The 11143-nt window shown below is 72.5% G+C and carries 9 protein-coding genes and 2 pseudogenes; 5 read left to right on the top strand and 6 right to left on the bottom strand.

Translation table 11 applies throughout. From position 1 onward, the window contains the following. Positions 1-105 precede the first annotated feature (105 nt). The 4 genes from IH09_RS39880 to IH09_RS14450 form a co-directional block, all read right to left on the bottom strand. Positions 106-189, bottom strand: a complete 84-nt coding sequence (locus tag IH09_RS39880; RefSeq protein ID WP_023590579.1) for a putative leader peptide — start codon at positions 187-189, stop codon at positions 106-108. Positions 190-317: 128 nt separating this feature from the next. Beyond that, positions 318-872 carry a GNAT family N-acetyltransferase gene (locus tag IH09_RS14465; protein ID WP_052856635.1) on the bottom strand — a complete coding sequence of 185 codons (555 nt, stop codon included), beginning with the start codon at positions 870-872 and terminating at the stop codon, positions 318-320. A 277-nt stretch (positions 873-1149) separates the two neighbouring features. Further along, entirely contained in the window at positions 1150-2427 is a 1278-nt protein-coding gene (locus tag IH09_RS14455) for a helix-turn-helix domain-containing protein (RefSeq protein ID WP_318279454.1), read from the bottom strand. A gap of 279 nt (positions 2428-2706) precedes the next feature. Further along, entirely contained in the window at positions 2707-4350 is a 1644-nt protein-coding gene (locus IH09_RS14450; RefSeq protein WP_052856633.1) for an acyl-CoA dehydrogenase family protein, read from the bottom strand. Between the two features lie 18 nt (positions 4351-4368). Here IH09_RS14450 and IH09_RS14445 point away from each other — a divergent pair, with 18 nt between their 5' ends. From IH09_RS14445 to IH09_RS39875, 3 genes and pseudogenes are all read left to right on the top strand, one after another. Beyond that, positions 4369-5550 (top strand): YhjD/YihY/BrkB family envelope integrity protein, encoded by a 1182-nt coding sequence (locus IH09_RS14445; protein ID WP_052856632.1) that lies wholly within the window; start codon positions 4369-4371, stop codon positions 5548-5550. Positions 5551-5725: 175 nt separating this feature from the next. Continuing rightward, positions 5726-6208: a hypothetical protein gene (locus tag IH09_RS14440; RefSeq protein WP_052856631.1), complete on the top strand. Its 483-nt coding sequence runs from the start codon at positions 5726-5728 to the stop codon at positions 6206-6208. 153 nt (positions 6209-6361) lie between these two features. Beyond that, positions 6362-6648, top strand: a pseudogene (locus tag IH09_RS39875) (hypothetical protein). Positions 6649-6658: 10 nt separating this feature from the next. Here IH09_RS39875 and IH09_RS14435 read toward each other — a convergent pair. Continuing rightward, positions 6659-7178, bottom strand: a pseudogene (locus IH09_RS14435) (DUF6233 domain-containing protein). A gap of 217 nt (positions 7179-7395) precedes the next feature. Between IH09_RS14435 and IH09_RS14430 the strand changes: the two are divergent. Continuing rightward, entirely contained in the window at positions 7396-7704 is a 309-nt protein-coding gene (locus tag IH09_RS14430; RefSeq protein WP_052856630.1) for a hypothetical protein, read from the top strand. A 590-nt stretch (positions 7705-8294) separates the two neighbouring features. Next, a complete protein-coding gene (locus IH09_RS14425; protein WP_052856629.1) occupies positions 8295-8957 on the top strand; it encodes a DUF402 domain-containing protein in 663 nt (220 codons plus the stop codon). A gap of 226 nt (positions 8958-9183) precedes the next feature. On the opposite strand, the gene IH09_RS14420 is transcribed toward IH09_RS14425, so the two are convergent. Next, entirely contained in the window at positions 9184-11007 is a 1824-nt protein-coding gene (locus tag IH09_RS14420) for a hypothetical protein (protein ID WP_240150777.1), read from the bottom strand. Positions 11008-11143 lie beyond the last annotated feature (136 nt).

Here is an 11143-nt window from a genome sequence, read left to right as displayed (position 1 = left end):
CGGAAAACGGCGCGTCGCCACCCGTCGGCGGGTGGTGTGCGAGGTCGGGGTGTCAGCGCGTCCGCGACGACGGGGACGGCGTAAGAACGGCGGTGCTGAGACTGTTCAGCTCGCCGGACACATGGCGCTGGACATGCGGCCGAGGTCGACGTGCCGCCGACTCACCAAGGCAATTCCAGCTCTGGACATGCCGGAAGCGTGTCACGCGGCTCTCCGGCCAGTCCACCGTCATCCAGAATTCAGACACCACTGTCCCGCATATCGAGACAGTGTGTCGCGGGTCACTCGTCGCCGGGGCCGGTCTCCGCCACCCCTGGTCAGGAGCCCGGAGCCGGCGCCGGGGGCGTCACGGCCACCGTGGTGTCGAACAGCCGGAAGCCGCGCCGCCGGTAGTTGTCCATCGCGTACGGCCCGTCGTCGCTGCAAGTGTGCAGCCACACCCGCTTCGTCTCCGCCCGCCCCGGCCACCGCCCGGCCAGGTCCCAGGCCCGCGCCGTCCCGTAGGAGAGCAGCTCCCCGCCAATCCGGCGCCCCCGGAACGCGGGGAGCAGCCCGAAGTAGACGATCTCCACGGCGCCCTCCGCCTGCGCCGCCAGCTCGATGAACCCCGCGGGTGTGCCCCGCTCGTACGCCACCCAGGTCTCCACCCCCGGCTGCCCGAGATACTCCGCCCACCGCGCGTGCGGCCACTCCAGCCGGTCGGTCCACAGGATGTCGCCGCCGACCGCCGTGTAGAGGAAGCGGCTGAATTCGGGCGACGGCACCTCGGCCCGGACGATACGGACGCCCTGCTCGGCGGGCGGGCCCGCGGCGGGGACCAGATCGCCGGGCGAGGTCTGCTCCAGATACCAGGTGGTGACCGTGTTGCTCATACGGCCAGCACATCACACGTGTGCCCCGGCGCGGCGTCCGGCCCGGGGGCGGGGGCGTCTGCGTACCGGCCCGCCGGATGGGGGTCCGCGGGCGGCGGGGCATCGATCCGGCCGTTCTTGTCCGGACCCACCGGTACCACCGGTGTGGACACCTTGATCGACGGGATGGTCGTCCGGGCGGCCGACGGCACGGCCCGGTGCGTCAGTCCTGGGCGGTGTGCCTGCGCCAGAACTTCATCCGCCTCGCCCGACCCGTCTGCCTCGCCCGGCCCGTGCCTCACCCCCGCCGGGCCGCCGCCACCGCGGGTGCCGAGGACTGCGGCAGCAGATCGCAGGGCCGGGGCGGCAGGAGCAGCGCGACGTCCACGCCGTCCGCGAAGCGGTACGGACGGTGCGCCAGGACCCCGGCGAGATGGCGGCGCAGCCGCGACAGTTCGGCGCGCACCGTGACCGTACGGCCGCCGTCGCCGAAGAGGTCCTGGGCGAGTTCGGCGGCGCTGCGGCCCTCCGGGTGTGCGGCGAGGACGAAGAGCAGCTCGGCATGGCGCGGGGTCAGCTCGTGCGACCAGCTGCCGGCCGGGCCGGTGACGGTGACCGTCGCACCGTCCCGGCCGCTGACGTCCAGCAGCACCCGGCCGGGCGCGGGCGCCGGTTCCGGCCGGCCGACGCGGATCAGCCAGCCGCCGGGCAGTGGCTCCAGCGTGCACATGCCGTAGCGCGGCAGCCACCGCGGCCCGGCCTCGGGGGCCTTGGGCAGCACCACCCGGTCCGGTGGGGACATCCCCGTCACGCCCGCGGTCCAGCCGTGCGGGTCGACGGCCAGCGCCCGCCCGCCGATCCGCGCCAGCACGGGCGCCGCGCTGGACCGCAGCCGTTCCAGGGAGGTGTGGTGACGCGTGCGCAGCTCGCCCTCCGCGAGCCGGGCGACCGCGGAGACCAGCGGGAGCGTCGTGGGATGGAAGGTGCGTGCCGGGCCGCTGACGTCCACGGTGCCCAGCAGACGGCCGTCGCGCGGATCGTGGAGCGGCGCCGCGGCGCACGTCCACGGGTGGTGGGTGCGGACGAAATGCTCGGCGGAGTGCACCAGCACCGGGCGCCTGGCCACCAGCGCGGTGCCGATCGCATTGGTCCCGACGATCTCCTCCGTCCAGTCGGCACCATGGTCGAAGCCGTGCCGGTCGGCCATCCGCCGGACCGGCGCGCAGCCCTCCCGCCACAGCACCCGCCCCTCGGCATCCGTGACGACCATGATCTGCTGCGCGGCGTCGGCGGCCGGCAGCAGACCTTCGGTGAGCGTCGGCAGCACCGCCGCCAGCGGCGAGGTCTGCCGCCGGTGCGCCAACTCCGCGTCCGTGAGCTGGGGTTGACGGCGGTCCCGGTCCGGGTCCACGCCCGAGCCCAGCGCCCGCCGCCAGGATTCGCCGATGACCGGGCGGGGCGCGTCGTGCGACGGGTCACCGCAGAGCGCCGCCTCACGGACCGACGCGAGGCGCCGTGCGGTCTCGCGCACCTCCTGGGCCGACCAGATGATGCTGTCGATCGGTGTGTCGTTCACGCTGCTCTCCGTTGCGCACTGTGGCTTGAGCCGTCCCATGGTGCCGTCACCGGGCCGTCCCGAAGGAGCCATTGCACAGAACCGCTGCTACGGACCGCAATGTTTGGTAGGGAATTGCCATGAATGGTGATGCCGGCGACGGCGGGTGTCGATGGTGGCGGGCCGACGGACGACGCGGGGCGGTGAGGAGAGACAAGGGGTGACGGGGGACAGGCGGAGGAGCGACGGGGATGGCCGGTCACCCGCCACCTTCCTGTCTCACCCGTAACCCATAACCCGTCACCCCTCCACGACCGGCCGGGCCCGTGCCACGATCGCGCCCAGGCCCAGCGTGTGCGGCAGTGTCCCGAACGCCGCGCCCGCGTCGCCGCCCAGCCGCGACGCGCAGAACGCGTCCGCGACCTCGGATGGCGCGTGGCGCACCAGCAGCGCGCCCTGGAGCACCAGCGCCATCCGCTCCACCAGCCGCCGGGCCCGCGCCTCGATCCCGTCCAGATCGGCGAGCTCGGTCAGCAGCCCCCGGATCGCCCGGTCCAGCCGGTGGTCCGCGCCGCGCACGCCGCCCAGCTCGGTCAGGAACGCGTTCAGCGCGGCCGGTTCGCGCCGCAACGCCCGCAGCACATCCAGCGCCTGGACGTTCCCGGAGCCCTCCCAGATCGAGTTGAGCGGCGCCTCGCGCAGCAGCCGCGGCATCCCCGACTCCTCCACATAGCCGTTGCCGCCCAGGCACTCCAGCGCCTCGGCCACCATCGGCGTGCACCGCTTGGTCACCCAGTACTTCGCCGCGGGCACCGCCAGCCGCAGAAAGTCCCGGTCCTGCTCGGTGCCGCTGTCGTACGCCGCCGCCAGCCGCAGCGCCAGCGTCGTCGCCGCCTCCGACTCCAGTGCCAGATCCGCCAGCACATTGCGCATCAGCGGCTTGTCGATCAGCCGGCCGCCGAACGCCTCCCGGTACGCGGTGTGGTGCAGCGCCTGCGCCACCGCCTGCCGCATCACCGCCGCCGCCCCGCTGACGCAGTCCAGCCGGGTCGCCGCTACCATCTCGATGATCGTGGCGACCCCGCGCCCCTCCGCGCCCACCCGGCGCGCCCAGCTCCGCCCGTCGAACTCGATCTCCGCCGAGGCGTTCGACCGGTTGCCGAGCTTGTCCTTGAGCCGCTGGATACGGAAGGCGTTCCGGCTGCCGTCCGGCAGCACCCGCGGCAGCAGAAAACAGGTGAGCCCGCCCGGCGCCTGTGCCAGCACCAGGAACGCGTCCGACATCGGCGCGGAACAGAACCACTTGTGCCCGGTCAGCGCGTACTCGCCGGGTGCGGCCAGCGGTTCGGCACGCGTCGCGTTGGCCCGTACGTCGCTGCCGCCCTGCTTCTCCGTCATGGCCATCCCGGCCAGCGCACCCGGCTTGCCGGCCGCCGGACGCAGGCCCGGGTCGTACACCCGCGAGGTCAGCAGCGGTTCCCACTCGGCCGCGAGCGCCGGTTCCGCCCGCAGCGCGGGCACCGCCGCATGCGTCATCGACAGCGGGCAGCCGTGCCCCGCCTCCACCTGGGTCCACACGATGAAGCCCGCGGTACGCCGGACATGGCCGTCCGGACGCGACCAGGCGTCGGTGAGGCCGGCGGCGACCGCGTGGCCGAGCAGCCGGTGCCAGGCCGGATGGAACTCCACCTCGTCGATGCGGTGGCCGTAGCGGTCGTGGGTGCGCAGGACGGGCGGAGCGGCGTTGGCCTGCTCGCCCCAGCGCTGGGCCTGCGCCGAACCGGCGGCCCGCCCCAGTGTGCTCAGCTCCTCCCGTACCTCGTCGAGGCGGGTGTCGGCGACGTACCGGGCGATGCCCTCGGTGAGGACCGGATCGGCCGCGAAGACGTCGTATCCGGCCAGCGGCGGGGGCTGGTTCATCACCGTATGAGTCGTTGCTGTCATGCCGGATACGGTAAGGAGGTGCAGCCAGCAAACGAACCAGCCGAGCGTCCCGCGGGCCGCCTGAGACGCGCCCGCGCCCTCTACCGCAACGTCTCCAAGCGCCGGCTGGCGTGGCTGCTGGTCAAGGACACCGTCAACTCCTGCATGGAGAACCGCGTCACCGGCCTGGCCGCCGAGGCCGCCTTCTTCTGCCTGCTGTCGCTGCCGCCGCTGCTCCTCGGACTCATCGGCGTGCTCGGCTATATGGAGCCCTGGATCGGGCACGCCACCATCGACAGCATCCGGCAGAACATCCTCAACGGCACCGCCACCGTGCTCTCCGACAACGGTGTGAACGAGATCGCCCGCCCGCTGATAAACGATGTGTTCACCGGCCGCCGCCCCGACGTCGTCTCGCTCGGCTTCGCCATCGCCCTGTGGTCCGGCTCCCGCGCGCTGAGCGTCTTCGTCGACGCCATCACCATCATGTACGGGCTCGACGGGCGGCGCGGCGTCGTCAAGACCCGGCTGCTGGCGTTCGGGCTCTACCTCGCCGGGCTGGTCGTCGGCGCCATCGCGCTGCCGCTGATGGTCGTCGGTCCCGACACGGTCGTGAGCTGGCTGCCGGCCAGCGAGGACATCATCCGGGCGCTGTACTGGCCCGTCGTCCTGCTTCTCTCGGTCGCCTTCCTGACCACGCTCTACCACCTGTCCGTACCGGTCCGTTCGCCCTGGCCGGAGGATATTCCGGGGGCGGTGGCGGCGCTCGGGATGTGGGTGCTCGGCAGCTTCCTGCTGCGCATCTACCTCACCCGTACCGTCGAGGGCCCCACGATCTACGGATCGCTGGCCGCACCGGTCGCGGTCCTGCTGTGGATGGGCATGGCCGCTTTCGCGGTGCTGGTCGGCGCCGCGATGAACGCCGCTCTCGACCGGGTGTGGCCGTCGGTCGCCACCGCCGCCGGCCGCGCGGAGAAACAGCGCCGGCTGCGGTCGCGGGCCCGGACGGAGCGGGCGGAGACGGAGCGGGCGGAGACGGGGGCGGCGGCGGGCGTTACCGCCGACCGGGAGGCCGACCCGATCGGCGACGAGTACGACGACGGTATCGGCGAGTGCCCCGACGGCCGGGCGCCGTCCGAATTCCCCGAGCGGTGGGCCCGGTTCCTGCCGCCGGACGATGTCCGCTCCCGGCTGCCCGCGCAGCACAGGCGCGGCGGCTGAACCCGGGGGCGGGCACACTCGCTGCGGACGGCCCGGCGCGCGCCTCGGTCCGTCCGGAGAACTCGGCGCGGTCCCCACGGGTGCCCGGCCGGAGCGGCCGCGGTGGCTCGCCGCCGCTCCGGGGCCCAGCCCGCCGCCCGACCCTGTTGGTTTATTCGGGCCTGATTGCTTCGCTGTGGCGTTCGTCTTCACCGGGAAGACCGCCGCACAGCATGAGGGCCGGATCCAGCGCCTGGAGAAGGCCGCCCGCGCCTACTTCGCGGGCACCCGTCACCGGGGCGAGGAGTTCACGGCCGTCGACTACCACCAGGCGGTGCCCGCGGTCGTCACCGAGCTGGAGCGGATCGCCGCCGACCCGGCCGGGGGCGCGGGCGCCGTGTGGCGCAGGCTCGGGCGCGATGAGTGGCAGACGCTGTCCGAGGCTCTGGACAACCCCGACGGCGACCGGCTGTACGCGGTCCAGCCCCGGGAGGCCCGCCGGCGCCAGGCGGAGCGCGAGGCCGCTCACCGGGAGGCGCAGCGGCCGGTGTGCATGCACTGCGGGGCGAAGTTCACCGACGACCGGTGGCAGGAGACCACGCGGCCCTCGTGGCCTGGTGAGTGGGGCCGGCTGTACGGGGTCGTGTGCGGCGGAAGCCGCCGACCGTGCGGAGGCTGAGCGCGTCGCGCGCCGCCAGGCGGAGGAAGCCGAACGCGCGGCGGCCGAAGCGCCGGCCGTGAAGCCGCGCGGCAGGTTCGGCATCGGGCGCCGCCGGTAGCGGACGGGCTCGGGGCGGGGGTGGTTGTCGGTGGCGGCTGTGAGGCCGGCCGGATGAACGCCGATGACGAGCAGCTGCTGCGCGGCCGGGTGTACGGCCACGATCACGACGACCCGCACCCGGGCCCGCTGCCGCACCAGACGTACGCCGCGCTGGTCGGCGGGCCGCTGGACGGCCTGCTGCTCGACATCACCGGCCGGCGGCCGGAAGAGATGGACGGCGGTGTCGCCCTGTCCACGAGCTGGGGCGGTGGCCCGGCGGCCGGGCGCTGTACGACCCGCGCCCATCGGGTGGCCCGGGTGTGGTGTGCCGCTTCTACCACTCCGGCGACACACCCTGACCGACGCGAGTCAGGAGTCGCCGATGTGGTCGAAGCCGCGCAGCATCGGCGTCAGCTCCTGCGCGCACCCGCACAGCGTGCAGAGCCGCGTCCCCGGGTTCTCCGCGACGTCCAGGGCGCGCTGCACATCGAGCAGCGGCGCTCCCTCGGGCGCCTCTTCGCCGTCCGGCGCGTGCAGCACACCGCGGGCCGGGCCCCGACCCTCGCGCACCTTCGCCAGGACCCGGCCCGAAGGCCGGCGCTCCCCGAATACCTCGCGGGACCGCGGACGGTGGCGCCGACGCAAGAGGCTCGGTGGGGACCTGGTCATAGTCGACGCCGTCCATCGGCCGCACGTGCTGGGACGCCCTGACCCACACCCGGTACCCCGCGGCCTCCACACCACCGTCCTCGCGGCCTTGATACGACGGCAGTCCCACGAGGTACACCCAACCCGCCTCGGTCTGCCGCCGCCTCCACCACCGCGCCACGACCTCCTGCTCCGGGTGCCCGAGCACCGGGTCGGCGGGCAGCACGACCCGCACCGGCACCGGCCTGGCCGCGTCATCGGAGGGTACGGTCACGCCCCCGCGGTAAGCACCGCCGCTGCCGACTGATGGACGTCACCGCTCGGGCAGCTTGCGGCGAGGTCTGCCTCCGGTCGGAGATCAGCAGGCCGGTGACGGCACGACGGTCGTATCGCACCGGGATGGAGCGTCGTTCTCTGGGAGAGCACTTCCGTTTGATGCCTAGCAGGAGGCCCCACTGATGCGTCGTATCCGTCCGATCACCGTTTTTCTCGTTGGGCTGACCACAGCCCTGACCTTCTCCACAGGGACAGCGCTCGCCGCGAAGGGTCCGTTCTCCTTTCAGAACGGGGGCAAGCCTTTCTTCGTCCAGGACCCGCCGAACGGCAAGTGCTTGACGATGTCCCAGGTAGCTCGCTCGCCGCACAACGGGGCGGACTCGCCGGCCACCGTCTTCTCCGATAAGAAGTGCAAGGGCAACGCCACGAGGATCGCCCCCGGCCACGGAGGCCCGAAGGGCTTGTCCTTCTCCAGCGTTCGGTTCGGCTAGGCCCCGCCGCTGCGCGGGAAGCGGGCAGACGAGGCGAGATCTGCGTGGTTCGCCGGTCGGCAGGCCCGTCGTCGGGCAGGAGAGCTTCGAGGAGCCCGGCTTCGACGCGGCGATTCGCTTGTCGGCGAACCACAGGTCGGGGAGGGCGCCTTCGAGGTGTTCCTGCAACACGGAAATACAACAGGGTCCGCGTTGCAGGCCCGACCTGCTGGAACGCCTCTACAGAGCCGGTCCGGGCGTGCGTGTTGCGCCCCGTGTTGCAGGTTCTCGTGGACGTCGCGCCGAACAGCAGGCCCGTCGACAGTACCCACGAGTCCTCGGGCCTCAAGAGGCACGGGGACCGGTCGATTTCGGGGGAGCGTCCCTGCCGCTCGGAGATGAGTTCACAGAGGTCGTCGGCCTGTGGCGCGGACAAGACGAACAAGATCCGCAGCGTGCCGGGACCGGGCGTCGCCGGTAGCTGCGGGCAAGCCCAAGGGGAACCTGGGCACGCCGCCCCGGATGGCGGCTTGCCCATGCCGGCCCGGGCACGCTGAGGTGGTACCCGGCCTGCCGGACGTCCCGGCGGAGACCAACAGAGGGAGGGGCCGATGCGCAGCTTCGAGACGGGGGAGACGGTGGTGCGGCGCGATGTGCACCGCTCCGGGCGGGTGTGGAGCGAGCAGGCGCTACGAGTCGTCACCGACACCGGCGAGGCGTTGGTGACCGCCTGCACCCCGGGGGCACAAACCCGCTGGCCCGCCCTCTATGCCAAGGCCCGCGCCGACGGCGACCGTACGGTGCGCATTGCGGCGTTCGACGCGATGGCGTCGGGGGAGTGGGAGCTTGCGCCCGGGGTGTGGCAGGAGACGGAGCTGCTGCTGTGGAAGCCGCCGGCGGCGTGGTTCAGCATCGACGCCTTCTTCACCGGGGCTGGGCTGCGGAACTGGTACGTCAACTTCGAGCGCCCCACCCGCCGCACCGCGGCCGGGTTCGACACCTTCGACCTGACCGTCGACCTTGTCATCGACCCAGACCTGAGCACATGGACGTGGAAGGACGAAGACGAGTACGCCCACGTCCGGCGCCTGGGCATCGTCACCGACACCGAGCACCAGGCGGTGGAGCTCGCCCGCGCCCAGGTCCTCGCCCTGCTCGACGAGCGGGCCGGGCCGTTCGCGGACGCCGACCGGTGGGCGTCCTGGCGCTGGAACCCGGCCTGGCCGCCGCCGTGCCTGCCCCGTGTGAGGGAGCCAGCCCCGGAAGGGCGGTGAGCGAACGACCCGCGTCCCGGTTGCGACGCGGTCGGCAATCGTGCGGCGGCGTACCCCGAGCCAGATGGCCGTTTGCTCCGGCCCGAGTGGGCTGTCGGGGCGACCAGCTCCGCCAGGTGCCTCCTGCCGGCAGACAGTACGCCCCCGGGCCTCTTGAGGCCCGGGGGCCGGTCGCGGTAGGGGAGCCGGCCGGAGGTGCCGGTTGTCCCCGTAGGCTCCCGCTCCGCTACGCCGTGGTGGCCTGACGAGGTGGCAGGCCCGGGATCACGCCGTCCGCGAAGCTGGTACGGATCTCGCGGACGGATGGTCCCGGGGTGCCGTGCAGTTCGGTGCAGGCGATGATGACCTGCCCTCCAGTGCCCGAGGAGCGATCCTTGGAGGTGGCCAGGTCTGTCAGGCCGTCGAGCAGTGCGGCCGCGGTCCGCCGGTCCTCCGGGCTGCTGCCAAGTCCCGTGAAGGGGCCGTCGACGATCAGGAACTGCGGTACAGGCATCGCGGGGACTTCTGACGCGGTGTCGCGCAACGCCAGCAGGACGCTGACGTTGGTGCGGGTCATGCCGTGCCCGGCGACGGCCCGGGCATCGAACGCGCTGCCGTTGATGGTGACGGAGAAGTCATCCGGACTGATGGAGACGGTGGTGATCTCCGGGTCGCATGCCCGCATCCGGCGCAGCACATGATGGGACCACCGGTCGGTTCCCTGCTTCACCATGAGATCGGTGTCGTGCCGTGCCGCGGCGTACGCGGTCTCGGCGGTCTCCTTGTCCTTCTCCAGCTGCGGCAGCAACTCGCGCAGTTCGGCCAGCTCCGCGAGCTCCCGGAGGTGCTCAACATTCTGCTCCAGCCGCGCGGTCAGCTCACGCACGGCAGCCTCCGCCTCCAACACCACCTGCTGCTGCGGCGCGATCACATCCTGGGCGAAGGCCCGTGCGGCGGCCGAAGCCTCCACCACGGCCCGATCGGCGTCGCTGGCCCGGCCGCGGGCATCATCGGCGGCCCGAGACACGCGACGGGCGCCCTCACGGGACTGCTCAGCAGCCAGCTGCGCCTGGGACATGCGCAGCTGGAACTGCTCGGCCCGCTGCTGACGCTCGGGATCGAACCGACGGCACACCGGGCAGTCATCCTCCGACAGCCCTGTCAGATCGAGCGCCCGCGCACACTGGGGACACAGGCTCGGATCGGTGGCCGCTTCCCGCAGTCCGGCCAAGCGCCCACGGGCCTCGGCGGCAGCCGCCTCCAGATGACGCGCCGTGCGTTCCCGCTCGTCGGCCGCCGTACGAGCGGCTCGCTGTGCCTCCTCGGCCACGGAGACCTTCTCCTGGAGCGCCGCGAGTTCGGCATGCTGACGGCTGAGGGCCGCACCGGCCTGCCGCGCCTTGAGCGATGTCTCCTTGTGTTGCGCGGTCCATTGGGCGGCACGGCGCTGAAGGTCCTCGACGGACGGCAGCTCGCGCTCCTCACGATCGCGCAGGATCTTTTTCACATGGTTGCTCGCCCGCCGCCACTTCTTCTTCTTGGCACCGGCCTCCTGGCGCAGCGCGTCGATCGCCTCGTCATCGGCGCCTAACAGCACCCGCCCCACCGCGATCCGCTGCTCTTTGCTCTGCCGGCCCAGGTAGTCGTTCGGGAGGTCTCGCTGGCGCGCGTAGAACCACGGGACCAGCAGATCCAACGTGACACGCGTACGGCCCGTACCCAGCCGGGGAATGCCGAGGAGGTCCTGGAAGGCGTCGGCGGCCGACCTGCGGGACTCCGAGCGCTTGACCGGGTGGCGTTCCTCGGTGCCCAGCGTGCCATGGGTGAAGACCACGTCCTCCGCCCGATCCACCGTGCTGCGGGTGATCCGCCACCGAGACTCCCCGATACAGGCAACGAACCCGACGCGGCTGCACGCCGCCGCAGCCGTCATCAGCCGCGCGCCGTCCACGCCCAGCACCCACCAAATGACTTCCAGCACCGTGCTCTTGCCCGACCGGGTCTCCCCGGCCAGCGCAGTCAGCGGAGCGTCGAACCGCAGCTCATGGACCACCCCGTCGACCTCGAACAACCCACACTCCACATTGAGCGTGACCACCTGATGCCTCCCGCAGACTCGATCGCGCGCCCAGCGCGATGCTCATAGCGAGTAACGACACTCCGCCGTTCGGGTGACGCAACGAACGCGCAGCCGCACGGGGACAGGG

The organism is Streptomyces celluloflavus (assembly GCA_000720995.1).
Classification (GTDB): Bacteria; Actinomycetota; Actinomycetes; order Streptomycetales; family Streptomycetaceae; genus Streptomyces; species Streptomyces celluloflavus.
The sequence above is the reverse complement of the archived record's forward strand: the minus strand, read 5'-3'. Positions and strand labels throughout refer to the sequence as shown.